This window comes from Paenibacillus sp. Z3-2 (assembly GCF_054161325.1).
The window spans coordinates 6,275,279-6,299,983 of sequence record NZ_CP096397.1; the positions used below are offsets into that span (position 1 = coordinate 6,275,279).

General features: G+C 48.0%; 22 protein-coding genes. 8 read left to right on the forward strand and 14 right to left on the reverse strand.

Features of this window, described 5'->3' with window-relative positions; translation table 11 throughout:
* Positions 1 to 31 precede the first annotated feature (31 nt).
* The gene (locus tag M1D71_RS27995) at positions 32 to 1,108 is read left to right on the forward strand and encodes a substrate-binding domain-containing protein (protein ID WP_458124529.1); all 1,077 of its coding nucleotides are present in this window, start codon (positions 32 to 34) and stop codon (positions 1,106 to 1,108) included.
* Positions 1,109 to 1,181: 73 nt separating this feature from the next.
* On the opposite strand, the gene M1D71_RS28000 is transcribed toward M1D71_RS27995, so the two are convergent.
* The 3 genes from M1D71_RS28000 to M1D71_RS28010 form a co-directional block, all read right to left on the reverse strand.
* Positions 1,182 to 1,670 carry a hypothetical protein gene (locus tag M1D71_RS28000; protein ID WP_458124530.1) on the reverse strand — a complete coding sequence of 163 codons (489 nt, stop codon included), beginning with the start codon at positions 1,668 to 1,670 and terminating at the stop codon, positions 1,182 to 1,184.
* A gap of 574 nt (positions 1,671 to 2,244) precedes the next feature.
* Positions 2,245 to 3,672, reverse strand: a complete 1,428-nt coding sequence (locus M1D71_RS28005) for a pectate lyase family protein (protein ID WP_458124531.1) — start codon at positions 3,670 to 3,672, stop codon at positions 2,245 to 2,247.
* Between the two features lie 290 nt (positions 3,673 to 3,962).
* A complete protein-coding gene (locus M1D71_RS28010; RefSeq protein WP_091012544.1) occupies positions 3,963 to 4,478 on the reverse strand; it encodes a DUF2179 domain-containing protein in 516 nt (171 codons plus the stop codon).
* 356 nt (positions 4,479 to 4,834) lie between these two features.
* On the opposite strand from M1D71_RS28010, the gene M1D71_RS28015 reads away from it, so the two are divergent.
* Entirely contained in the window at positions 4,835 to 6,049 is a 1,215-nt protein-coding gene (locus tag M1D71_RS28015) for a Leu/Phe/Val dehydrogenase (RefSeq protein ID WP_458124532.1), read from the forward strand.
* Positions 6,050 to 6,511: 462 nt separating this feature from the next.
* Here M1D71_RS28015 and M1D71_RS28020 read toward each other — a convergent pair whose 3' ends face one another.
* Positions 6,512 to 8,179: a hypothetical protein gene (locus M1D71_RS28020; RefSeq protein ID WP_458124533.1), complete on the reverse strand. Its 1,668-nt coding sequence runs from the start codon at positions 8,177 to 8,179 to the stop codon at positions 6,512 to 6,514.
* 1 nt (position 8,180) lies between these two features.
* Positions 8,181 to 8,966, reverse strand: coding sequence for an ABC transporter ATP-binding protein (locus tag M1D71_RS28025; protein WP_458124534.1), 786 nt, complete (start codon positions 8,964 to 8,966; stop codon positions 8,181 to 8,183).
* 182 nt (positions 8,967 to 9,148) lie between these two features.
* Between M1D71_RS28025 and M1D71_RS28030 the strand changes: the two genes are divergently transcribed.
* From M1D71_RS28030 to M1D71_RS28050, 5 genes are all read left to right on the forward strand, one after another.
* Positions 9,149 to 9,988 carry a carbohydrate ABC transporter permease gene (locus M1D71_RS28030; protein ID WP_458124535.1) on the forward strand — a complete coding sequence of 280 codons (840 nt, stop codon included), beginning with the start codon at positions 9,149 to 9,151 and terminating at the stop codon, positions 9,986 to 9,988.
* A gap of 17 nt (positions 9,989 to 10,005) precedes the next feature.
* Positions 10,006 to 11,253 (forward strand): extracellular solute-binding protein, encoded by a 1,248-nt coding sequence (locus M1D71_RS28035; protein ID WP_458124536.1) that lies wholly within the window; start codon positions 10,006 to 10,008, stop codon positions 11,251 to 11,253.
* 33 nt (positions 11,254 to 11,286) lie between these two features.
* A complete protein-coding gene (locus M1D71_RS28040) occupies positions 11,287 to 12,153 on the forward strand; it encodes a carbohydrate ABC transporter permease (RefSeq protein ID WP_458124537.1) in 867 nt (288 codons plus the stop codon).
* Positions 12,150 to 13,067 carry a ComEC/Rec2 family competence protein gene (locus M1D71_RS28045; protein ID WP_458124538.1) on the forward strand — a complete coding sequence of 306 codons (918 nt, stop codon included), beginning with the start codon at positions 12,150 to 12,152 and terminating at the stop codon, positions 13,065 to 13,067. The genes M1D71_RS28040 and M1D71_RS28045 overlap by 4 nt, the downstream gene beginning before the upstream one ends.
* Before the next feature lie 81 nt (positions 13,068 to 13,148).
* A complete protein-coding gene (locus tag M1D71_RS28050; protein WP_458124539.1) occupies positions 13,149 to 13,829 on the forward strand; it encodes a GntR family transcriptional regulator in 681 nt (226 codons plus the stop codon).
* An 83-nt stretch (positions 13,830 to 13,912) separates the two neighbouring features.
* On the opposite strand, the gene M1D71_RS28055 is transcribed toward M1D71_RS28050, so the two are convergent.
* From M1D71_RS28055 to M1D71_RS28090, 8 genes are all read right to left on the reverse strand, one after another.
* Positions 13,913 to 15,421 carry an RICIN domain-containing protein gene (locus tag M1D71_RS28055; RefSeq protein WP_458124540.1) on the reverse strand — a complete coding sequence of 503 codons (1,509 nt, stop codon included), beginning with the start codon at positions 15,419 to 15,421 and terminating at the stop codon, positions 13,913 to 13,915.
* 360 nt (positions 15,422 to 15,781) lie between these two features.
* Entirely contained in the window at positions 15,782 to 16,411 is a 630-nt protein-coding gene (locus M1D71_RS28060) for a PepSY domain-containing protein (RefSeq protein WP_458124541.1), read from the reverse strand.
* 237 nt (positions 16,412 to 16,648) lie between these two features.
* Entirely contained in the window at positions 16,649 to 17,449 is an 801-nt protein-coding gene (locus M1D71_RS28065; RefSeq protein ID WP_458124542.1) for a PepSY domain-containing protein, read from the reverse strand.
* Positions 17,450 to 17,784: 335 nt separating this feature from the next.
* Positions 17,785 to 19,161, reverse strand: coding sequence for an ATP-binding protein (locus tag M1D71_RS28070; protein ID WP_458124543.1), 1,377 nt, complete (start codon positions 19,159 to 19,161; stop codon positions 17,785 to 17,787).
* Entirely contained in the window at positions 19,158 to 19,907 is a 750-nt protein-coding gene (locus M1D71_RS28075) for a response regulator transcription factor (protein ID WP_458124544.1), read from the reverse strand. Before M1D71_RS28075 ends, M1D71_RS28070 begins: the two co-directional genes overlap by 4 nt.
* 54 nt (positions 19,908 to 19,961) lie before the next feature.
* Positions 19,962 to 20,606 carry an SDR family oxidoreductase gene (locus M1D71_RS28080; RefSeq protein ID WP_458124545.1) on the reverse strand — a complete coding sequence of 215 codons (645 nt, stop codon included), beginning with the start codon at positions 20,604 to 20,606 and terminating at the stop codon, positions 19,962 to 19,964.
* A gap of 309 nt (positions 20,607 to 20,915) precedes the next feature.
* A complete protein-coding gene (locus M1D71_RS28085) occupies positions 20,916 to 22,097 on the reverse strand; it encodes an NAD(P)/FAD-dependent oxidoreductase (RefSeq protein WP_036606574.1) in 1,182 nt (393 codons plus the stop codon).
* A 24-nt stretch (positions 22,098 to 22,121) separates the two neighbouring features.
* Positions 22,122 to 22,568 carry a DUF1641 domain-containing protein gene (locus M1D71_RS28090; protein WP_124116740.1) on the reverse strand — a complete coding sequence of 149 codons (447 nt, stop codon included), beginning with the start codon at positions 22,566 to 22,568 and terminating at the stop codon, positions 22,122 to 22,124.
* Positions 22,569 to 23,255: 687 nt separating this feature from the next.
* On the opposite strand from M1D71_RS28090, the gene M1D71_RS28095 reads away from it, so the two are divergent.
* Positions 23,256 to 23,429, forward strand: coding sequence for a CsbD family protein (locus M1D71_RS28095; protein ID WP_076332039.1), 174 nt, complete (start codon positions 23,256 to 23,258; stop codon positions 23,427 to 23,429).
* 162 nt (positions 23,430 to 23,591) lie between these two features.
* On the opposite strand, the gene M1D71_RS28100 is transcribed toward M1D71_RS28095, so the two are convergent.
* On the reverse strand, positions 23,592 to 24,593 hold the full coding sequence (locus M1D71_RS28100; RefSeq protein ID WP_458124546.1) for an NAD-dependent epimerase/dehydratase family protein: 1,002 nt from the start codon (positions 24,591 to 24,593) through the stop codon (positions 23,592 to 23,594).
* Positions 24,594 to 24,705 lie beyond the last annotated feature (112 nt).

Genomic DNA, 24,705 nt, shown 5'->3' on the forward strand with positions numbered 1-24,705 from the left:
GTTATTATGTATGGAGAAAGCGCTCATCATAATGACAGCACATTGTGCCTATACCGGCTTGAAGGAGGCGACCATACTGAAGAACAATATCACCATGCGGGATATCGCCGACAGGCTCGGGGTCAGCAGTGTGACCGTCTCGAAAGCATTGAATGATAAAGATGGCGTGAGTGGCGAATTAAAGGAAAAAATTAAAGTGCTTGCTGTTGAAATGGGCTACCGGTATAATGCTGCTGCCCGTTCCATGAAGGAAGGCTTAACCCATAATATTGGCGTAATTATCCCGGAGCGTTTTACCGGGCCTACGCAGTCGTTCTATGTACGCGTGTTCCAGCGTATCACCAAACATCTGGAGGAACAGGGCTACTACGGCATTCTGCACATTCTGAATGTGGAGGATGAGGAAGAGTTAACGCTTCCCAAGCTATACAGCGATAACAAGGTTGATGGTTTCATTGTGCTCGGACAGATCAGCAAAGAGTATATTGAATTGGTGCGATCAATGGATGTTCCCAAGATGTTTCTCGACTTCTACGATGAACATTCGGACATCGATTCCGTCGTTACCGATAACTTCTACGCTGCCTATGAGCTGACGAACTATTTGGTTCAGCAGGGCCACCGTAACATTGCTTACGTGGGGAACCTGTATTCCACGAGCAGCATTCAGGACCGGTTCCTCGGATATTACAAATCTTTACTGGAACATCGGTTGCCGATGAATCCGGATCTGGTTCTGGATGATCGGGATGAACGGGGTACGTTTATTGAGATCGACCTGCCCGAGCAACTGCCAACGGCCTTTGTATGCAACTGTGATCAGGTCGCTCATCTACTGGTTCAAAAACTGACTTCCATGGATATTCAGGTACCAGGCCAATGCTCTGTTGTTGGTTTTGATAATGATATCTATGCCATGCTCTCCGATCCCAAGCTGACAACCGTCGAAGTGGATGTGGAACAGATGGCGCGCACGGCAGTTCAGTCCATGCTCAAGAAGATCGACAACCCGAACCGCAGTTTCGGCCGTGTACACGTGAAAGGCAACATCATCTATCGTGAATCGGTAAGTGCTGCGTCTGCCTCATCAGATACCATGGATATCTGAATTAAAATGAAATAAATGAACACAGATGACTGGCCTCTATCTTACAGGCCAGTCTTTTCTGATGCATCGGGGCTTAAGGACGGCGACGATCTGTTGAATCCATCAAAAATGTAGTCGTTCTCCAAATCGAGAGGATGAGGATCAGCTCATACACATTGGTTAAAGTTCCACTTTCCACTGGCAGGGAGATTAACTGCCCTACAAACAATAATGCAGTCCCAACAAACAGCCATACCCATTTATGTTTAAAAAGAACGATCAGACTAACAAATAAGAGTACAATCCCCACGATGATAACCATCACCGGCGGACCTCCATGACCTTCTGCCATATATCTCAGTACTCCATACTCTTCTATAACAGTGAGATTTTTAACCTCGGATATAGTAAAGCCTGCAATCTGGTAGAAAACCAGACCCAGTGTTATCAGCCATGCTGCCACATTCGTTATACTGTTATTCGCAAACTTGGCACCTGAACTACGCAAGATATGGTAGCTCACAAGAATAAGGGTAGGGGTAGCAAAGGCATGTAGCCAAAATCGAAGGCTATTGAGAACCATTAGCGGTTCCCCTTCCCCTATTATATTACCTAGAGCAAGAATTCCATTATCATATGCCAAGCTGAACGCTACGAATAACTGAAAACTGGAATACGACAGCCATTGCTTCCTCTGGGTCAAAACGACGGTCATCCGAATAACAAGTATCAAATAAACAAGAGTAAGTGCGAAGTATATCCATACATCCAAGCTGCTTCACCATCCCTATATCCAGCCCTATCAGACAGAAACGGCTGTTCTAATCTAATAGATTATATTTACCGGTAAGTAAAATTACAAGGTGAATTCGTATAAATGGATAATTTGCATAAATTACTCACAGAGGTAATCAAGATGAATAACGGATTTACAACGTTCACCCGGAAGACCAAAACATGCTGTAAATGATTCACCCTTACAAGAAATCATTCTTCAAACGGCCGCCAAACTGTTTATGGGGTTGATTCATATAAAAAGAGTACTCCCGGCTATCGTAGCTGCAGGAGCACTCTTTTCTTTGTTTGAAGAATGAAAAAGCAACAGGTTACTCTGATGCCCCCTCACTTTGTTCTCAGAATTTAAATCACATCATCGTCTAATAACTTGTCTTCAACCAATTATCCTTGGACCAGGTCAATTTACCAGAACCTGCGCCATTGGAAGCGGTGAGACGTGCATTCAGCGTGGATGGGTCATCCACCTGATAGTTGTAAGGGAGTGACGTGAAGCCGTTCCAGGAGAAGGATTTTACCACGGCCGGGATCGGTGCAAGCGGACTGCCGGATGTATCACTGCTGCCTCGGAGCGAACTTCCATCGAGAGAATACATGGTATCGGTCACTCTGATTTTGCCAGTATAGTTGGCATCGGCGGGATCAGTCTGATTGTTGCGAACAGGATACAGAACATCCTTGATGACTGAATTCTCGATCAATACGGCTCCGCTCTCTGTGGAGATTGCCCCATTGCCAATGATATCGAACTTATAGCCTTTGGACGCAATCGCTGTTGACATCGCGGTGGTGATTTTGGCTTTGGCGGCACGTGCTCCGGTTGCATCCATCACAATATTATAGGCATGTGCGTTACCTCCGCGGAGACGTGGCATCCGGTCCTGAATATCCTTGTACAGGTTATGGTGCAGCGTCATGGACAGATTGGCGTTAGCCGACTCCAGACTGGTGGAACCGACCAGATGTCCTTTCTTCTGCGGTCCAGAGATAGCGATAATGTCTGCTTTGCTGAGACCAACCGCACTGCTGCGCAGGTAGTTGTACATGGGATAGGAAGCCTTGTTTGCTTCCAATTCATTGATCTGCTGGGTAACCCAGCTATTTGAGCTGCCGTCATCCCCTTTGAAGAGGGACCAGGAGATGGTCACGCCGCTGGTTCCTTTTTTCGAATCGACGAGTCCGTCATAAGCTTTATTGAATGTGCAGTGGTCAATCCATACGTTGCTGCTCTCTTCCAGGGTAATGTAATCCCAATCGTTCTTGTCATAGTCGCCTTTGGTAGATTCATCCCATTCCCATAACTCATCAAATTCCAGGTTGCGGATGATGACATTCGAGCTTCGTTTCACGCTGATCGCAGCATGTTTGATTTTGGAACCGTTAGCGGAGAAAATGGTGAGTCCATTGAAACCGTCAATCGTGAGTTTGCTGACACCTGTCTGTTTCAAAACGGGATGCGTCAGCGCATCATTATGCTTGGCAAAAGGAGAAGTCTGCGCTGCGCTCGGAATTTCATTCCATCCCAGATTCAGATCGTTCATGATCTCAACGACTTTGACACCGGAGTTCTTTTTCAGAGCCAACGCCAGATCGGTCGCATTATACACTTTCTTATACGTGGCTGTGTTCGATTCACTGATGATCCCGCCACCTGCGTTTCCTTGGGAGAAGCCTGTGAGATTGTATTCTGCGTTGCCCGCTGCCTGCACATTTGCCGGTCCGGACAATAAAGTTAACCCCAGCGTTAGAGCCAAGGCTGTGCTGCATAAACTTCGAAATTTGATTTTCATCGATTCCATTCCTCCCGAAATATAATGATTACATTCGCCCATCGCTGCCATGCCGTGTTACGAAGGACATGTTCTCAATGTATATTTTGAAAGCGATTACAACAATAATCCCTATCTCACATGTAGGCGGGAATGGCTGGTACAGCAAGGGATTGTACTATAAGCAACCTTGAATCGTACGGAGTTAACTTGGGGAGTGAGGTTTCAGGGATACGTCGAGGCAACTAGAAAATGTCGGATGGGATGAAACCAAAAAAGCAGGACTGCATCTGCTGCAGACCTGCTCGATTTTACTTTTTAATGGAACGTGTCCAGAAGCCGCCATGGAACTGTTTGGGCTCTACGGTGATGACAAATGCTTTGGGGTCCAGACTGAGAATCGTCTGATAGAGCAGTTTCTGGTTTTTTCGTTTCGCCAGAATCTCCATCACGAGCCGATCTCCGTCACGTCCACTACCCACCCAGGCCGTAACGCCGTAGCCTTTGTCCCGCAGGGCATTCGCAACGTTGCTTCCCATCTGGTTACAGATTACTTTAACGGTAACGTAACCGAGGGCAATCTTCTCTTCGATCCAGGCCCCGAGTAACACACCGAGCCCATAACCTACCGCGTAGACGATCAGGGCAGAAGGTTGGGTTAGATACTTGAGCACCAGATTCAGACCGAGCACATAGATCACAATCTCACCCATGCTGATCAGTGCGGCGATATATTTCTGTCCTTTGAGTGTCAGAATCATCCGTAATGTATAAGCCGATACGTATACAATCTGGATCAAAAAGATAAATACCAATATTTTAAACAATCACAATCCCTCTTTCCTGGCCTTCACAGCTAACTCGGCCCTCTGCTGCATATCCTCAACGATTTCGTTTCTTCCATGCTTCCTGTACGTTCGCTCTATCTCCATCATTGGACGTTATACCCTCATTCTAAACGGTTGAATGTAAATCCGTAGGCATTTTCTGCTCTCAGGCATGCCGGAACTGCCATTATAGAACCGTTTGTACCGATTATCAACCCGGCGGAGGTCCCAGGGTCGAAAACCGATGGCTGTGAATATGTTATATCATCATATAGCCGAGCACGATCGCGCAAGATAGCAGGTTAGAACCAGATTAGAACCAGGTTGGATGGGTCAAAACAGAAGGGGGTACCGTCATGCAGTTATGGCAGGAGATGGAGCGGGAAGGCATGGAGGAACTCATTTTTTGCCATGATGCAGATAGTGGATTGAGGGCAGTCATTGCCATTCATAGCACGGCCCTTGGACCTGCGCTGGGCGGATGCCGTTACTGGACGTATGCGTCCGAAGATGAAGCTGTTCGGGATGCCGTAAAGCTTGCCAAAGGCATGACGTACAAAAATGCAATCTCTGGACTACCGTACGGCGGTGGAAAAGTGGTCCTATGGGATGTACCTTTTGCGAAGAATGCAAAACCGGATCAAGGTAGTCACGGGTCTCCGAGCGTTGAGCATGTCGCTGGAGACTTAGAGGTAGAGCAGCAAGAGCGCGTTGCCTCTGAACGGAAAGTCGCTGCTGATCAGGTGACATTTGATAAAGATAAAAGCCTGGATAATGACGTATCCAGGCGGGCGCAGCGCTTCCGTGCACTGGGACGTTGTCTGGAGCGGCTGAACGGGCGGTACGTGACCGGTCTTGATCTGGGTACAACGGCGACAGACATGGACCAGATCCGTATGGAGACCACACATGTGACGGACACCATCGGTTCACTTGGGGCGCAGGATGACTTCACTGCCGAGATGACCGCCTACGGCGTACACATCGGCATTGTGACCTCGCTGCACCAGCAAGGCATTGCATCTTTGCAGGGCATTCCCGTTGCCGTCCAGGGACTGGGCAAGGTCGGGTATGCCCTGTGCCGTTACCTGCATGCAGCCGGGGCACGGCTCATTGTGGCAGACGTTGTACCGGAGCGTGTACAACGTGCCCTTGTGCAGTTCAGCGGCGCCATCTCGGCCGATCCGGCCCATATCCACGCCGCTGACTGCAAGATCTTCGCCCCCTGTGCCCTGGGGGGCGTACTGACCCCGGCAACGGTGGAGGAGCTTCGCTGCTCCATCGTTGCCGGGGCGGCCAACAACCAGCTGAGTGAACGACAGCTGGTTGCAGGCCGCATGCAGGCGCGCGGCATTCTGTACGCGCCTGATTATGTGCTGGGTGCAGGCGGAATCATCTCCACCGCCTGCGAGCTGGAAGGCGCCGGGCCTGACCTGATCCGCCAGAACGTGGCGGGGATTGCAGGCACGCTGAGCAAGGTATACGCAGAAGCTGCGCAATCTGCAATCTCCACAGCGGATGCAGCCGATCGGCTGGCAGAATCCATCCTCCGATCAGGCCAACAGAAATAGATCCCCACACCGCCACCAAATTATATTCACACCTCCAACATATACTCCACTACTCTATTGGTGAAAGAGAACCTCCTCTGCCTTACTCCATGCTAACGAATCGGATAAACGCTATTTGCCCCCATTAGCATGGATCTAATATCTAACAAATCACAGCGACGCTATTTTGCCTAGTTTGGTCCTTTTTCGAGCTAAACGGCTACTTTTCGGAAGGATAGCGTTCCTCAGTTTCGTTAGCGCTACGACAAGGGTTTCCCTGGAGTAGATCACCTATCAAAAAGAGCTAACCTCGACATCAACGTCAAGGTTAGCTCTTCTTTATTCTTCCGATACTCTTGCCCTTTGGCTCTTTTGTTCCATCGCTATTTATAGGAACTGCATTAGTTTTCATGTAACTGTTCCTCTTGTTGCATGCACCCTCTTGTTCGTGCTTACTATTACTCTTACTATCATACGCTATTCTTAAACTGCGACCGACCTCTTCTCCGCTGTCTTCTTCACCCGATATAATAAGGTCCACATGAGCATATTGACCACAATCAGAATCGCGCCATAGATCCAGATGCCCCCTGACACCGAACGGAAAAAGACATGAACTCCCCATAGCATGGCGAGCACAGGTAGGGCGGCAAATACATACCAGCTATCACTTTGCTGCGCCACACTGAAAGATTGAGAGAATGGCGGCTTATGCAACAACAACTTGCCTGCTAACGGGATAAGCGCCATAGCGGTCAGCAGAATTATCGCAATATCCGGCAGAATCCGTAGCCCAAATGTCCAGGTGAACACAAGGGCATTCACCACAAATACAGGCAGGAACATATTGCACAAGAACGCCTTCAGCGCACCTTTATATAACGCGCTATCATTCGCCATCGGTGCAGCGCGAAAGGTCCAGAACGCCTTGTATTGTCCCGAATATTTCAGCATGACCACAACCGTTACAACCAGCATCAGAACAATGTAAAAAGTGTATACAAACGAAGTTTGCCTAAACTCCGCCCAGGTGGACGATTGCAACTCGGTGAACCAGAATACATAAGGCAACACGAATGATAGACCAAGCGATGGATACACCTTCAGCTTGAATTCCCGTTCATTGCGCATCATGCTGGCCGATAGACGGAAGCAAGCCTGCTCCTCTCTGGAACGGCTGACCAGCTTGGAGATCCAACGATCCCACGTTCCGCGTCTGCGTCCGGAAGACTGACCCGAGTGTGCCATTTTCTCCAAATACAACTCGAAGGAAGGCATAAGCTTCACATAGATGACCATGCTTACAACGGGAACAACCACAGCCAATGCAGAGAAGGTGTATATCCAGACGTTCCCGTTTCCGGTGAACAACCATTCAAATACAGCCGCATACCATAACGGAGGCAACAGTAATTGCCACCAAGCGGGGGTGAATACCATATCAAAGTCAATAATACTGAACGAACGAATCACTAGCTGATAACCAATCGCGATTCCAACCGATAGCAGAATCTGCACCATGTTGATCATATCCTTCAGCTTCTCGCCATCCAGAAACTTCATCATAAACAGATAGTTCAAAGACGTTGTCACCAGAATCAGCATGTTGATCAGAATTAAGTCCACGAGGAAGATCAGGAAGAATCCGATCCCATGCGTAATTAACCCGGCAATTAGCGGTACGCCTGTTAATGAACCCGTCAGCAGTAATAGATAGACACCTGCATGTATGGCTCGGGCCATCCCCACCGTTCGCCCATTAACGGGCTTTGTCATGATAATATTGCGATCCCGGATGTCCAAGAGCACAGAGGAAAAGTCCGAAATCATGGACGTCATGATCATAAACATTAATATACCGAGCACAAGACCCATCTGAAGCATGAAATGCCCCGTATCCCACACAACAAAGGGCACCATCAACAGTCCCATTAATCCATACAACCACAGGGAACGAAGAAACTGATTTCCGTCCTTGTTCTCCTTTTTCGCTGAGTTTGATGACAAAATGGTAGGCACTCTGCGCTGATCCATCTGGAATTTCACTCGCAAAATCAGGCGAAGCACATCATAATCCGCCCCTGTTCTAGCGATGATTGGCCGAAAGCGATCCAGGATCTTCAGCGTGCGGAAGTCGGAGGATTCCTCCATATCAGTACACCTCCTGCACAATCGATACAAAGCGCTCAGCAATGACTTTGTGCTCATTGAAACCCGTCAATTGATTGAATACTTCCTCCAGTGTGCCTTCCATGGACTGTTGCTGGAGCTGCTTGAATGTACCATCTGCTACCACTTGCCCTTCAGCAATCAATACGATTCGACTGCTGATCTTCTCCACCACATCCATGATGTGGGACGAATAGAAAATGGTCGTACCTTTGGCTGACAACTGCGACAAAATTTCCTTTACCACCATCACACTATTGGCATCCAATCCGCTGAGCGGTTCATCCAGGAACAACAGATCCGGGTCATGTAGCAGCGCAGAGATCAACAGCACTTTCTGACGCATGCCTTTGGAGAAGGATGCAATGCGGGAATGATATGATTTTTCCAATCCAAAACAATCCATCAATAGCTTGGCTTTGTAATCCGCATCTTCATAGGACAGGCCATACAATTCCCCCGTGAATGTCAGATACTCCGCAGGCGTTAATTGTTCGTACAATTCCGCCACCTCCGGGACATACCCGATTCTGCGTTTATATTCCACATCACCGTTCGCGATATCCTTGCCAAAGATTCGAACCGTGCCTACATATCCTTCAACCAGCCCGAGTAAAATCTTGACTGTCGTACTCTTGCCAGCCCCATTCGGACCAATATAACTAATCATCTCTCCGCGATTCACTTCCAGATCAATGCCGTTCAGCACATAACGACCGTTGTACCGCATACGCAAGCCTTCAATTGACAGTACTTGTTCTCCACTCACTTCGTTATCCAGCTCCTATCTCTATGTATTTCTACAATTCTACTAGTTTACCACAGTTTGGATATCGGGACAGAAATCCTCTCTTAATTAACACTACTTAATATTTCGATGATATTCAGCTAATAAATCAAATCTATAGTAGTCGTATAGACGTCTAGACATATGAGGGGAAGGAGAACAGATTGAACAGATTAAATGTAAGTCTAAAATACGGAACTTTCATGGTTTTACTCCTATGGACGCTGTTTCCGATCTATTGGATGCTCGTCATTGCTACCCAGAAATCGTCTGATTTGTTTGCTAAAGTATCCATATTTCCGCAATCCATAACACTGGAACATATATTCCGTATTTTTACGGAAGACAACTACATCCAGCCCATGTTCAATAGTTTCGTGATCACAATCAGCTCGATGTTGATCGTACTGGCTTTGGGATTGACCTCTGCATATGTACTTGGACGTAGAACCTTCCGAAGCCATTTCAAATTCTTCAAAAACTCGCTCATGATCTGGATTTTGCTGGTTCGTGTCTTGCCGCCGATTACGTTTGCACTGCCACTGTACATCATGATGAACGACGCAGGACTGCTGAATACAAAAATTCCGATTATCATCGCGCATGTCCTGATGAATATCCCCCTCGTCATTTGGTTTATGATGGCATTCTTCTACGGTGTTCCAGGTGAAATCGAGGAAAGTGCGCGGATCGATGGTGCATCTGAATTTATGATTTTTTACAAAGTGATGCTGCCGCTGGTGTTGCCGGGGATTGCTGCCGTGACGATCTTGTCCTTCATGGCATCATGGAATGAATATCTGTACAGTGTAATCTTCATCCAAAGCCCTGACAGTTTCACCATTCCACTCAAACTCGCCACACTGAACAGCGAGCAGGAACTGACAGAGTGGGGTAAGGTAGCGGGCGGCGGTCTGGTATCTGTGCTGCCAGTACTGCTGACAGCCATCTTCTTGCAGAAACATCTAATTAGCGGCTTAACCGCCGGCGCAGTTAAAGAATAGGGAGATGTGAGAGAAAAATGAGAAAAAAGATGTCGTATATGCTGAGTATGTTGTTAACAACGGCGGTACTGTTCACCGGATGTCAATCTCAGGAACAGGCTGCTGGACAAGGTTCAAGTCAAGGAACAGATAAGCTGGTCATCGCAGCAAGAGGTGGTTCCCATGTCGATGCGATGAATGCAGTTAAGGCATCTTTCGAGACAGAACACAATGTGAAGATCGATATTATCGGGCTGGAATCAGCAGATTTGAAGCAAAAGGTATCCCTCGATGCGAAAAATAAAAATGGCGCATATGATCTGATTATGGCGGATGATCCGTGGATGCCACAATTCAGTGAAGCAAACATTTTTGCCAAACTGTCTGACCTCGGAATCAAGGAAGACACAGACTTCGAAGAGTCCTCCCTCGCCCTTGGGAAGTCCCCGTATGCTACAGGAGATCTGTATGCACTTCCTTTCTCCGGCAACGTGCAGCTGTTCTTCTACAATCAAGAGCTGCTGAAGAGCAATAACTATGATGTTCCGGAAAACTGGGCAGACGTGCTTGAGATGGCCAAGGCCATTCATGCGAAGGATGGAACTGCTGGCTACGTCATTCGCGGTCAGCAGGGTAACCCGATCGTATCCGACTTCCTGCCGCTGTTCTGGGCACAAGGCGGACAGATCTTCGACGATAATTGGAAAGCACAGATTGACTCTGACGCCGGTCGGCAAGCGTTAGATACTTATATCGGCCTGCTCGCTGTAGGAGAAAACTATGAGAACACCGACATTGTCGGATCCGTGTCGGAAGGCCGTGCAGCGATGGCTCTCGGCTGGCCATCCTGGTTCATCAAAGGTGAAACCGCCAGTGCGGATTATGCTGTAATCCCGTCCAAGGCCTCATCTGACGCTCAATCCGTTCCTACAGGCATGATCGGCAACTGGATGATGGGTGTAGCTGCCAACTCTCACAATCCGGAACTTGCCGCTGAGTTCCTGTCATTCATCACCAGCAGTGACACGCAGAAGCAAATGGTGGAACATGGTGGTGTGCCTACTCGGAAAAGTGTCTATCAGGACGCTGAACTTACTGCAAAGTATAAACATTTCCCCGTTATGCTGGAGGCATTACAGAACTCGGTAGCAAGACCAAGAACAGCAAAATGGTCACAAGTAGAGGAAGCTCTCGGTGCTGAATTATCCGCAGCAATTGCAGGAACCAAAACCGTGGACAAGGCTCTATCAGATGCAAACAAGGCAATGAATGACATCATGCAATAAGAGGTTCATTCAATCTAAAGGAGTGGACTGAACTTGGCTAGTAAACGAGGCTTTCAATGGGCGATGCTGGCACCAGTAACCTTGTTATTGATCTGTGTCACCGTTTTCCCGTTGATCTACACGATTACAAACAGCTTCACCGATTATTATTACTTGGCGAGTGATGCGAAGGAGTTCATCGGGTTTAGCAATTATATGAAAATTATTCAGGATGAACAGTTTCTTCAAGCCGTCTGGAATACGATTAGATTCATGCTTCTGGCCGTTTCTATTGAAACGGCTCTGGGGCTTGGGATTGCCGTGCTTATCGAGAGCATGAGACGCGGACAAAAGGTGCTGCGGATCACGATGCTCATACCGTCTTTATTGCCACCGGTCACAGTGGCGTTAATCTGGCAAATGATGCTCAGCAACCATAACGGGATTATTAATCATCTGCTCCACTGGTTTGGCGTAGGACCGTTCAATTTCCTAATGGACATTAACATTGCCTTCAATGCCATATTGTTCATTGATATTTGGCAATGGACACCGTTCGCTTTCCTGCTGCTATATGCCGGGTTACAATCGGTTCCACGCTCACAATATGAGGCCGCAAGAGTAGACGGAGCAGGCAAAATGCGAATTTTCCTTCACATTACATTACCGAATATGTTGCCGACCCTGTTCATGGTCATTTTACTTCGGACCATCGATACGTTCCGGTTATTTGATAAAGTGAACATCCTGACTGGCGGCGGGCCAGCGAATTCCACGACGACGATTACACAGTATATCTACAAGCAAGGTGTATACAACCTCCAAATTGGGTACGGAGCTGCAGCATCAGTCATTATGGTACTGCTGGTTCTGGTGTTCTCCGTGTTCTACATTAAACGTTCGATGGGAGGAACGGAATGAAGTGGTTTATCGATTTTCTTAATGTAGGTTTTGGTGAGGCAACGGTCATTCGGCGGATGGAGGAGAACTGCACCTACTGCCTCGTGGTAGACGGCGGGGATGTGGACCCGATGACCAACCCTCGCCGGTGTAGCCTCGATCAGTACCTTCGGGAGTATGAGGTTGAGAAGATTGACGTGCTGGTCCTGACCCATTTTCACAAAGATCATATCGGTGGAGTGCTTCCCATTCTGGGTCATGTCCCTGTTGAAGAGGTTATCCTTCATATCCCATTACCGGAACATGTCCAGAAAAGCGGATTAAATGATTTTTCCACGCCAATTCTGGGTTCGCTCTCGCTATATGCATCCATCCTCAACATGCTGGAGGAACTAAGCATTACAGTGACTCAGATCCATGAGCCTTTTACCATTATTGAGGGTGATATGGCGTTCCGAATCCTCATGCCAAGCCATCACAGATTGAAGCAATTGGCAGAAGAATTGGAGCTGCTGGACGTAACCAATCTGGATCTTCAGGAGGAGAGATTGACCGCTATCGACCGCATGCTGAATCACACATCCTTAGCTGTATTAATTAAGAATAAAGAAAACTCAAAAGCACTGCTCACCTCGGATGTAGGCGTTGATTTTTGGAAGCCCTACGATGACGAGATTGGGCAAATTCACACCCTGCAAGCACCACACCATGGTGATACTAGCCATCTATCCGAAGCATGCCTTCATCATTGGGCGCCACAAGTGGTTATTATCAGTGCAGATGATCAAGGGACCTATCAGCTTCCACATCCGGGAATGGAGTCATTGGTTCACGAGCATTCCGAAGCGAAACTCTATTACACGGAGGCAGCGTCCAGCACGCATCGGATTATCCGTGTAGATGCAGTGGAAGGAACGTTACAACTGGTTGAATAAATCAATCATAAATTATACAAATTACAGGAATTGAGGTCTGAATAATTGAGTGGTTACCAGCACATCAAGCGGGAATTGGAAATGATGATCGAAAACAAAATATGGAATGTAGGCGAGAAACTGCCCTCCGAATATGAGCTCGCCAAACATTTTAGTGTCAGCAGAGAGACACTGCGCTCAGCGATCAAGCTATTGGAGCAGGATGGCAAGCTGCTCGTCAAGCATGGGGTGGGCACCTTTGTGATCAAACCACTGCCCGGTATCCCTAGTCGGCTGGAGTTTCTTCAGAGCATCGGAACCATGATCAAGTTGGCGGGATTGACCGAAACGGATAGCAAGGAAATGATCGGAGAGGTAGATTGCATGGAGGAATGGGCGAAGGCGCTGAACATCGAAGAGGGTTCTCAGGTTGTGAAGGTGGAGCGAATTCGATATGCAGATGGAGAAGCCGTGACCTACTCCGTTAATATCATGCCTAAGGACTTGGTAGGAGATGCTTTTGAACGTGCAGACTTTTCGGGTTCCTTGTTCAATTTTCTGGAGAAAGAATGCAGTATCCATATTGCCAAAGCAGACACGGAACTGGTTGTTCCTCCTAACAAGGACAAGTATGTTGAGAGATTGAAGAATCATCAGGAAGAGACTCCGGTTCTTCTTATGAAACAATTGCATTACGACCAGCAGAACCGGGAAGTACTGTATTCCTATGATTATTTGAGAAGTGATGTCTTCCAGTTCTGGATTCGCCGAGAACGCAAGTGAACGAGTGCGGTCATCATCGATAAGACCCTTATCCGCATATGAATGGGATGAGGGTCTTATCCATGTCTTATTAATGGGTTTAATTATTGCATCTTAACAATCTGGAAGTGCTGATTCGTGCCGCCATTATCGGTCCACTGGATGGCTGCTGCTCCATCTGCCAAGGATTGACTGGAGATGTCCAATACTTTGCCGGTACTGCGGTTCTTCAATTTATAATACCCTCCACCTACATGGACGGGCTGCCATTGTTGGCTGGCCCAACCACCATCGTTCCATTGTTCAATGACAGCCCCATCGGTTGTGGCACCATTCTCCACCCCAATCAGTTTGCCGCTGGAACGGTTGATGATTTTGACATAGCCGCCACCCGCATCGGTAATCTGCCATTGTTGACTTGTCGTCCCCCCATCTGATCGCTGCTCCAGATCCGCACCATTAGCAGCGGAACCACCAATAACATTTAGCAGTTTGTTACTCTTACGGCTAATCAGCTGATATGACGCATTCGGGTCCCATACATCCGGTGTACTCACTCCAGTCACAGTCCCTGTTGCTGTATCTATCGTAATACTGCTGGCCCAGCTCATCGCCAGACTGGTTGCACTCGGGAACGAGAGGGGCAGCCAGACATACTTGGAATCCTGTACAGGTCCGCTCCAGGCACCCGCCCAGCGATCACCCATGTAGAGATAGGATGTGGTCTGTGAACCTTCTACCGGAACAACATAGGTCGATTGGGAACCATATGTTGTGCTGTCACCGAAGTTGCTGAGACCGCTCCATGTACCTGTAATGCTGGAGGCTGTGGCATATTTGGCCTGATTCGGATTCCAGCCAGTCGCACCCGAAGTGATCAGGAAGTAAACACCGTCCTTTATGAACATAGCAGGCGCTTCACGATATTGTCCGGGCCACAGTGTTGTGACAAGGGATTCCACTCCCAGGAAATCCGGGGTCAGCTTATATATATTCAGATCGGCATTCACTCGGGTCGCAGAGATTAGATAAGCAGTTCCGTTATCGTTGTACACCGTCATATCTCTGGAGTCATAGCCAAGCGGGCGGTAACTGCCCACATACGTGTAATTGCCATCAACCGTATTAGAAGTAGCTACGGCCACTCGGGCCTCCCCATAATCCAGACCATTCTCCTTGTGCATCCAAAGCACATATTTGCCGGTAGCGCTGTTGTAGATGACCTTCGGGCGTTCGATGTTGGAGATATTTAGCTCGGCTGCCGAGCTGCTGGTGAGCACATCATTGCGATACTCCCAGTTCTTCAGATCCGATGAACGATACACGGACACGGCCTTGAACGTTCCATTCGCATTGCGGTTCTCCCCAAACCAGTAATAATACCCGTTTGTCTTGATCATCCCGCCCCCATGGGCATGAACAACATTGCCATTGGTATCCTTGAACTGTACCCCGTTCGTTACACTGAGCGGAGCAGCTGACGCATTCGGTCCGGGTGTAAGCAGCATGCCTATGGATTGAAGCGCCAAGAGCACAGCAAACAGATAACTCAAGCGGCGGGTAAAGCGACGTGAATGTGTATACTTTTTTAACCATCCATCGTTCATAGCCATATCGTAATGCACCTCCATGTTTTTGGTGAAGCGCTTATATAAAATAAAATCGATATGTCTCATCTGCCTCCGATCGATGATGCATTTTAGCATTAGAATTCTTGGCAAGACTAGCTGGGCTTCACCTCCCTGACTCTGATTGTATGCGCCACGTCCCTGCTCGCATAGTGAACAATCTGGCGGAACATGTACAATTTCATACTCCGCTCTCTCCATAGACAGCAAAAAGACGCTTCCCCCGAAGCGTCCTCTGCTATACCTGCCCTGCCCTCCATAATTTAACTGTCTCTGGCTGTGTGTGGGTGTTCGCGGGCAGGTGCATGATATGATGTTTTATCGGTGTATACTCGCTCTTATTGCTTAATCTTCGTCGTCAAAATCCTGGTCGAACGACAACACTTTGCCTGTATTGGCATCGATATCTACATCCGCTTCACCTTGAGCGGTTCTCAGCTCGATCTCATACACATAGCGACCATCATCATGATCCAGCTCGACTTTGGTTACTTTACCACCTGTCACCTGCTTCAATGCAATGTTTGAAGCTTGGGATGCCGTCAATTTGACCTGCTTGGAAGCAGAGGTGTTAGATGTGTTGCCTGTTACAGTACCTTGATAATCATCGTCATCATCGTAGTCTTCATCATCCACAACTGCAAGGATTTTACCTGTGTAGGCATCCAAACGAACGACAACATCATTGGTTCCTTTTCTGTCGATCTCAATTTCATAGAACGTTTGGCCGTTTCTGCGCTCCAGATCCACGTCATCCACTTTACCATCGGCTGCTTTCAACGCTAGCGCTTTCGCTTGTGATGCATTCAGCATTTTGCCTGTGCTGTTCTGATTCTGTGTTACGGATTGTGTCGTTGACGTTGGTGTAGTTTGCACCGATTGTCCGTTCACATTTCCGCTAGCCGCTACGGCTGATCCACCAAGTAATACCGCTGCTGACAAGCTACCAATCCAAAGTTTATGTTTGTTCATCATCATCATTCATCTCCTCGTTTGTTGTTTTCGTTCTCGTCTACATATATAGAATAACCTGCAGGAATGAGAGATCAGCGAGAGTTAGATTAGAATTTGATGAGAAAATGAGGAGAGTGCTCATTTAACAGATGTTCATTATCCATGTAATCTAAACTAAATGAAAAAGATGACCCCTAAATTAGGAGTTATCTGTTCAACAAGGTGTAACTCTATATTCTATGGATTCCTGTACAAGTGTTAATCCTCGTCCTCATCCCAAGTCACGGAACGAATCGCTCCCGAGATGGCATTCACTTGCACAATGGCCTCCCGGCCATCCTCCAGATCAATTTCAACCAGGTAATACGGATTCCCGCTATTGGTTCCACGCAGTTCAATATCATCCACTTCCCCCGGAACCTCCGCAAGTGCCTTCTGCTTCGCTTTTTTCTCGCTCAGAAACTGAGGTTTGGGATCATCCTTGGTTGGTTCAGTTGTCGGTGCTGCTATTGTTTTGGAGGATATCGTCTCTCCCGTGTATGGATCAATCGTGAGTTCTTCACGGCTGTTATCCTTTGCCTTCACTACCGCGGTGTATACCGGCCTGCCTTCTTGCTCCACAAGTTCAAGGGAGACCAATTGGTCATCCGTTTGTTGTTTTAATAGCGCCGTCTTGATCTGCTCGCGGCTCCATAACGTCTTCTCTTCCGCTTGCGGATTGGACTCCAGTCGTTTGATGGAATTCACAGTGGCTGTAACGGCATCCACTTGCACATCATATAGGCCGGTCTCCGAACGGAGCTGCATAATGTACGTCCCGTCCTTCAACGTAGAATTCACAATCTCCCCTGGATATTGATCCAGTACGGATTGAGCCGCTGCATCTGCCGTAAGCACCGCACCAGTCGTTTGCCACGGCTTCCACCAAGCAACAGCCGCCACAATCAGCACAACCAGAATTCCTGCACCCCACCAGAGTGATCTTCGCGATTTTGCCCATCCGCTGTTCCTTTGTTCTTCCCGTTTCATTTCCGGTGGTCGCTGCTCATGCTCTGTCATCACGTTTCCCCCTTATAGCTCTCCCCATAGCCCGAGTTCATCTGTTATATATTCGGTTTGAGTTTAGTTTCCAATAGCTACTACATAAAATGAACTAATCTTTTACACAGTAACGGAGAGGACAGAAATAACCTGAAAAAGCGAAGCGTTCGCCTAAAAGCTTTCTGAAAGAAAGCTACATCGGAAGCATACGCTATCCCCGTATTTTCCCCTTGAGAAAAGGGAATCAAAAAATCTGGAGATAACAGCGATTGGAAGGTTGTTCTGTCATCGTAGTGTCAGTGTGAACAATCTTTAGTTCAGTTTATATAGTATATAAGAGAAGAATGAGAATTTCATGAGAGCGGTCCGTTCTGAACCGATAGGGGCAAAATAATCGAAGCCTCGGTGCCTTTACCTTCGGTGCTGGTCAGTTCAATTCGGGCTCCCACTGCACCTGCAAGTTCTTTGGCAAGAGATAACCCCAGACCTGAACCGCTTGCGCCTCCGCTACGTGTTCTGGCCGGATCAGCCCGGTAGAATCGGTCAAATACCTTCTCCAGCTCGTCCTCCCGCATCCCAATTCCGGTATCCACGATCCGAATACGGCACTCTTGTCCCTTGGCTTCCAGCCTGACTTCAATCGCATCTTCACTATACTTCCGGGCATTATCCAGCAAAATAAACAGCAGTTGCTTCAGCTTACTCTCATCGCTGATCGCCCAGATTGGACCCGAATCTTCACACCGGACTTCACGGTGATAGGCTTCGCGAAACGCACGTGTGGAGTCTGTTGCCAGTCTCGTGATATCCACACGCGTCAACTGCACATTCCACTGCTCTGGCTGCTTCGCGAGCAGTAGCAGTTGCTCGGTCATCTCCCGCATGCGAACAGATTCGGACAGAATCGCTTCCACCGCTTCATCAAATACCTCGGGACGCTCTTTTCCTCGCCGCTGCAGCAGACTGGCATAGCTCTCAATAATGGTCAGCGGTGTTTTGAGCTCATGGGATGCATCCGAGACGAATCGCTCCTGCCGTTCAAAGTTGGATTCGAGCAGGTCCATCATCCGGTTGAATGTCTGTCCCATCGTTTTCAGTTCATCCTTCGATCCTTCCTCCAATGGAAGACGCTTGAATTGGCCGCTGGACTGAATATCACTCATTGTGCGTGTCATCTGCTGAATCGGTCTGGTCATCCGGTTCGCCAGAATCCGGCTGGAGATAATGGCTGGGATGAGGGCAATAATCGTGACCGCCACAAGCACGGTCCGCAGTACAGACAGACGATTCTCCGTCTCTGCAACACTCTCGGTGACCTGCACATTCACCACTTCGCCATCAGGCCAGATGACCGGGACTGAAACCCATACATAACCGATCTGTTCCACTTGGGTATACTCTGACTTCTTCTCACTTTCATACTTATAAGGCAGCTTGCTGAGCTGTTCGGAAGCTGCTGTTGTCGTCACCGGGGAACTGGTGCCGTCTTCATTGACGATCCGAAGCATGCCGTTCACAGGTGCGTAGGCCCGCAGCAAGTCGTCCGGCGGAATGGAGTCGGCAGACTGACGCACTCCTTTCACAATGGACTCCGCTTCCGCTTCCACCCGATTAACCTCGTTATCAATCGACATCCGCTCAAACACGATATAGACCGACAGGTTGACCGCGATTAACAGCACGGCAAATAATACAGATGAATATCCGTAGATTTTACTGCGCAGGCTCATAACTGTTCCTTCAGGACGTATCCTACGCCACGTACGGTATGTATTAAAGGCGGTGTGAATCCGTTATCCACCTTTTTGCGCACATAACGGATATACACATCCACCACATTGGTATCTCCATAATAATCGTATCCCCACACAGCCTGCACAATCTGGTCCCGACTGAGCACCTGACGTTGATTCTGAAGCAGGTACACCAGCAGGTCGAACTCACGCGGAGTAAGCTCAATAGGCACGCCATCTCGGAATACCTCTCGCGTTCCTTCATGCAGTTTCAATCCGGCAGCCGTTAACCAGTCCTCTGCTTCATCCTTATATCCAGATGAGTCATTCCCTGCACTAGATGTAGAAGATGAAGCAACAGAAGTAACGGACGCGACTGCACTAAGCCGTAATGCGGCCCGAACTCTGGCTAGTAATTCTTCAATCTGAAACGGCTTGGTGATGTAGTCATTGGCTCCGAGATCCAGACCAGACACCTTATCTTCCACGGAATCTTTGGCGGTGAGCATAATGATCGGAACTGTAGCATCTTTGGCCCGAACTCGGCGCAATACTTCAATTCCACTCAGACCAGGCAGCATCACATCAAGCAGAATCAGATCCCACTGTCCTTCCGCATACTTCTCCAACCCTTCTGTTCCACTACCCGCCTTGCCCACCTGATATCCCTCATACTGTAATTCCAGTTCAAGCAGACGTGCTATTTTGGGCTCATCCTCTATGATCAGCACGGCTTCGTTCATGCAGCGCTCCCCCTCATCCCCATCATTTCATTCTCCCGTTATCTTACAACACATCTACAGTTTGCCCAAGGCATCTTCTATGGGATGATCCCCGGCAATCAGATCAAAGGCCATCCGGTACGTCTTCTCATCCTGCAAAGAAGCCACAATGACGCGGGCTACATCTTCACGCGGGATGCTTCCTGGTTCCAGATCGGTTCCAACTGCAATCTTGCCAGTGCCCGGTTCATTCTCCAGACCACCAGGACGAATAATGGTGTAATTCAGATCACTTGCAAACAGTGCACGATCCGCATAATGTTTGGCTACGTAATATGGCTTGATGGACTCTGACCATTTCTCCCGTTGATCTGCGCCATACGCACTGACCAGAATATATCTGGAGATTCCTTGCTGCTCTGCGGCTTCCATCGTCTTCACCGCACCATCCAGATCAATTAGCAGGGTTTTGTCCTGACCGGTAGATCCGCCAGAACCCGCCGTAAACACAATCGCATTATGATCCTTCATTGCCTCAGCCAAGTCCTCTACACTACCCTCCAGGTCACCGATTACCACATCGGCACCGAGTTTCTTCAGTGCATCCGCCTGCTCCGGTTTGCGGATCATGGCCGTTACTTTATGTTTGCCTTCCTGTACAAGCTGTTCCACCACCAACTTGCCGATTTGTCCATTTGCTCCTATAACTAAAACGTTCATACGTCATGTCTCCTCTCAGTTGAACGGGCTGCTTGTTGTTGCTCCCCGTTCCTTTAGATGCTCATCCTATAATTTAAACGAAAGCCGGCGCTTCTAAGCGCCGGCTTCATGTTCATGCCCGTTCAGTACATCTATGAAATGTGAATTCTTCCGTTGTCCCATTAATATGCCATATCCCCTAGGTACTTTATACGTGACCTCACACGGACCACTTCTGCTGGTCCCTTTTCACCTCTGCATACCTGTGATTCTTTTAACCCTCACAACAAAAAAGGACGCCCGAAAGGGCGCCCTTGAATAGCATGAAGATTAGTAAGCCAGTGCGAACAAACCGTGAATATGAGCCAAGTAACGGATGTTACTTGCTTCTTTCATCATGGTTGCAGGCAGACCTTTCAGACGAGTCTGGTTGCCACCGATCATGCCGACAGCATCTTTACGACCCAGACTTCCCAGCGTACCGGAGAATACTGGTGTGAAGGATTCCATTGCGCCACCTTTGAACATTACGCCCAGGTTGTGACCAATGGTTTCACCCATTTGCCAAGCCAATTGTGCTGTTGGAGGGTAAGGGCGAGCGCCTTCGCTAGGGAAGACCACTGCGCTGTCACCAGCAACAAACACGTCTTTGTGAGAAGTAGATTGCAGAACTTCCGTAACTTTCGCACGGCCACGATCCACTTCAATTCCGCTGTTAGCAACAACCGCGTTGCCTTGTACGCCACCTGTCCATACGAGTGTGTTCGTAGGGATGGAGCTGCCGTCTTTCAGCAGAACTTCGTTTTCTTTCATCTCAGTGATCGCTACGCCAACGATGAAGTTAACGCCACGTTTCTCAAGACTCGATTTTGCACGCTCAACCAGCTCTGGCGGGAATCCTGCCAAGATGGAAGGACCTGCTTCAACCGTGTAAAGGGATACTTCTTTGAAATCGATCCCTTTCTCTTGACATACTGCAGGAAGCAGGTCAGCGAATTCGCCAACAAGCTCAATACCTGTCAAACCGCCGCCACCAATAACAAACGTAGCGTCTGCTTTGTTGCCGGACTGTTTGTAAGCATCAAGACGCGCTTCAACGTGTGCACGAATACGGTTTGCATCGCTAACCGATTTGAGCGTGAAGCTGTACTCTTGCAATCCCGGAATTCCGAAGAATGCCGTTTCGCTGCCCAGGGCAACGACGAGTGCATCGTAAGAGTATGTGGAGCCGCTGGTCATCAGAACTTTCTTCTCGTCCGGCTTGATTGTATCCACCGTATCGATTTTCAAGTTCACGTTTTTGCCACGCAGCAATTTTTCGAGTGGAAGAGCAACTGCTTGCTCAGCAATGCTTCCCGCTGCAAGACGGTGCAGTTCCGTGATAATTTGGTGTGTAGGGTAACGGTTAACGACAGTAATTGTCGCTTCTTCCGGAGACAAGTATTGACGCGCAGTCAATGCAGTCAACAGACCGCCGTATCCTCCACCCAAGATCAAAATTTGCTTCGACATATCCATCCTCCGTTCTTCTAAGTCTTAACGTTTCTGTTGTTGACGCTCGTTCAGGATGCTCAGGAAAGATTGAGCAAAACGAAGCGATTGTTGTACGTTTGGATCTTTGAGCATTTTCAGCATAGCGAACAAGCCAACTGAAGTTTGCTCTGTTTGCGCACGATCATTGGCTTCGATGGCAGCAGAAGCTACACCTTTAGCTTTGTCTACAACAGGCTTAGCGAACTCGCCCATTGCGCTCATTGTGTCGCTGATCAGAACTTTGTCTGTTGCTACACTTTGTGCAAAGTCATAAGCTTTCGTCATAGCAGTAACCATTTCAGCCAATTTAGGCAGGTTCTCCACCAGAACGGTTAAAGACTCCTGTACCTCAGGCTTCATCAGTTGATCCAGAACGTCCAAGGACTGGCGCTCGGAAACGTTGGCACCTTCTGTAACTGGCACCTCTTGTTGAGTAGGCGATTGTGACATAAGAGAAAGTCCTCCTTTACTTTGGGATAGAAGTCCGCGACTTTCATGATGCCTGTCAAGCAGAGCCGAACCACAAAATACATCGAATACATCTAAATGTACCAAATTTCACACAATAGGATGAGCGTAGCTCATGGCCACTCCCATATCATGCATTGTATCTTGGATCTATTGCGGACAACATGTGTTGACGCACAAAACGACAAGCAGGCCGAAACCGAACTCTATACCCTTATATTACACCTCTTACACATGAACATGAAAAAGAAATTTTTTACACTTGTGAAGATATTGTGAACATTGTAACAAAATCGATTTTTTTGTCAACCCATGCAGGCAAGCTAACGCTGCCGATCTTCCTGTCCAAGATCCGTATTCCTACCACATGTGGTATTAAGACAAGATCACATATGACCAGATGTGCGATATGTACACAAGGAAGGATTAGTTTAGCGATATTCACAGGAATTGTTTTCCAAATTCAATAATCTCGCGCAAAGAAATTGGTCACTGTCGTTATTATGCAGCGATGAGCACAGCCTTATTCCATGAATGAGACATCTTTTCTATTTCAAGTATGAACCTCTTGCGCCGCGAATGCAAAATATGGGTCAATCCTCTTTTGTTTAGAATGCTGGCATCCCGGTTAATTAGGACTACACCAGACAACGAAGGAGATGTTTCGATATGAGTAATTCAACTAGCGATAAAATCAAAGCAGGCGTAAACAAGGCCAAAGGCGAAGTGAAGGATCAGATCGGTAATGCAACCAACAACAGATCCCTTCAGGCTGAGGGTAAGAAAGACAAAGCCAAAGGTGCAGTACAGGATAAAATTGCCGACGTCAAAAAAGATCACTAGATCTTTTGGATGTAAGGTCAACAGCACGATCATTCGTGCAATAGATAGATGTCAATTAGCCTAACCGTCCGTGTTCGGATGAATCCGTATATGTGACGGAGGCGCAAAAAAGCCAAGGAAGGTGTTACTCCATACACCCTTCCTTGGCTTTTTTTATGCAATTTATACAGCTGGAACTGCGTACCTTGCCATATCGATAATGAAACTGCGCGTCTCTCTTGTTGTATGATACTCACGGCTGAACTGTCTCACCCATTCAGGATGTGCCTGGTACCAACGGAAGGTTCTTTCCAATCCCTGCTCCAGGTTAATTTGCGGTAGCCATCCCAATTCCGCTCTTAACCTGCCTGAATGCACGACCAGACTGGATCCTCTGGACTGGGTTGGTTCCTGCTCCCGGATCTCTACAGCAGCTACGGATCGATCCATCGGTTTCAACAATTCCCCAATTTCCTGCATGGTTGTCCCAATCCCAGTTGAGATGTTATACACTTGTCCGTCTTTGCCGTTCAGCATAATCTGTTCAATAGCCCGGAGCGCATCATCCACATACAAAAAATCGCGCACTGCCGATCCCTGGATATCCAAAGGCAGTCCATCCAGCATCCGACCGAAGTTTCGGGGAATAACACGGTCTGGCAATTGCCATGGACCATAGAGGTTGGTCAAACGGAAGAGTTTGACTGGAAGCTGGTAACATTGCGCGTATGAGTGAGCCAGCATTTCACAGGCGACTTTGGACGCGGAATAAGGAGAGACGGGTGCATACGGATCCGATTCGTGATAGACTCTGCCCCAATCGCCGCCATACACTTCAACGGATGAGGCCAGTAAGACTGAAATGTGATGTTCCGTAGCATATTGCAGAATAGCCTGTGTGCTAAGTGTATTATTGCGGAAGACTTCCCCAGGCTGATGATACGAATAATCCACATGTGGCATGGCAGCCAGATGAATAATGTAATCAGTCCCTGCAGGCAGATGAATCTGATCTGATGCAAGGTCACAACAGATGAAAGGCATCTCATGCAGAGGAGAGATATGAACAAGCCTCTGACAATAGTCATCCCGATCCAAAAGGGTAATTCGATGCCCCTTTTGCGCCAAATACTGTGAAAGATTAAATCCCAAAAATCCAGAAGCCCCTGTAATCACAATGTTCACACACGATTCCCCCTTGCGATTTATACAACGAGTGCATTGAAGAGAGTTTATGTACTGAGTATAACCTTAAAATGATACATTTTGTATCATTTTACAATTGTTTTTTGTTCGT

Coding starts and splice junctions, on each gene's coding strand:
- M1D71_RS28000 (WP_458124530.1), bottom strand. CDS start 1,670: ATGGTTCTCAATAGCCTTCGATTTTGGCTACATGCCTTTGCTACCCCT.
- M1D71_RS28065 (WP_458124542.1), bottom strand. CDS start 17,449: ATGACAGAGCATGAGCAGCGACCACCGGAAATGAAACGGGAAGAACAA.
- M1D71_RS28055 (WP_458124540.1), bottom strand. CDS start 15,421: ATGGCTATGAACGATGGATGGTTAAAAAAGTATACACATTCACGTCGC.
- M1D71_RS28070 (WP_458124543.1), bottom strand. CDS start 19,161: ATGAGCCTGCGCAGTAAAATCTACGGATATTCATCTGTATTATTTGCC.
- M1D71_RS28050 (WP_458124539.1), top strand. CDS start 13,149: ATGATGATCGAAAACAAAATATGGAATGTAGGCGAGAAACTGCCCTCC.
- M1D71_RS28015 (WP_458124532.1), top strand. CDS start 4,835: ATGCAGTTATGGCAGGAGATGGAGCGGGAAGGCATGGAGGAACTCATT.
- M1D71_RS28020 (WP_458124533.1), bottom strand. CDS start 8,179: ATGGAGGAATCCTCCGACTTCCGCACGCTGAAGATCCTGGATCGCTTT.
- M1D71_RS28080 (WP_458124545.1), bottom strand. CDS start 20,606: ATGAACGTTTTAGTTATAGGAGCAAATGGACAAATCGGCAAGTTGGTG.
- M1D71_RS28035 (WP_458124536.1), top strand. CDS start 10,006: ATGAGAAAAAAGATGTCGTATATGCTGAGTATGTTGTTAACAACGGCG.
- M1D71_RS28090 (WP_124116740.1), bottom strand. CDS start 22,568: ATGTCACAATCGCCTACTCAACAAGAGGTGCCAGTTACAGAAGGTGCC.
- M1D71_RS27995 (WP_458124529.1), top strand. CDS start 32: ATGACAGCACATTGTGCCTATACCGGCTTGAAGGAGGCGACCATACTG.
- M1D71_RS28060 (WP_458124541.1), bottom strand. CDS start 16,411: ATGATGAACAAACATAAACTTTGGATTGGTAGCTTGTCAGCAGCGGTA.
- M1D71_RS28075 (WP_458124544.1), bottom strand. CDS start 19,907: ATGAACGAAGCCGTGCTGATCATAGAGGATGAGCCCAAAATAGCACGT.
- M1D71_RS28045 (WP_458124538.1), top strand. CDS start 12,150: ATGAAGTGGTTTATCGATTTTCTTAATGTAGGTTTTGGTGAGGCAACG.
- M1D71_RS28095 (WP_076332039.1), top strand. CDS start 23,256: ATGAGTAATTCAACTAGCGATAAAATCAAAGCAGGCGTAAACAAGGCC.
- M1D71_RS28005 (WP_458124531.1), bottom strand. CDS start 3,672: ATGAAAATCAAATTTCGAAGTTTATGCAGCACAGCCTTGGCTCTAACG.
- M1D71_RS28085 (WP_036606574.1), bottom strand. CDS start 22,097: ATGTCGAAGCAAATTTTGATCTTGGGTGGAGGATACGGCGGTCTGTTG.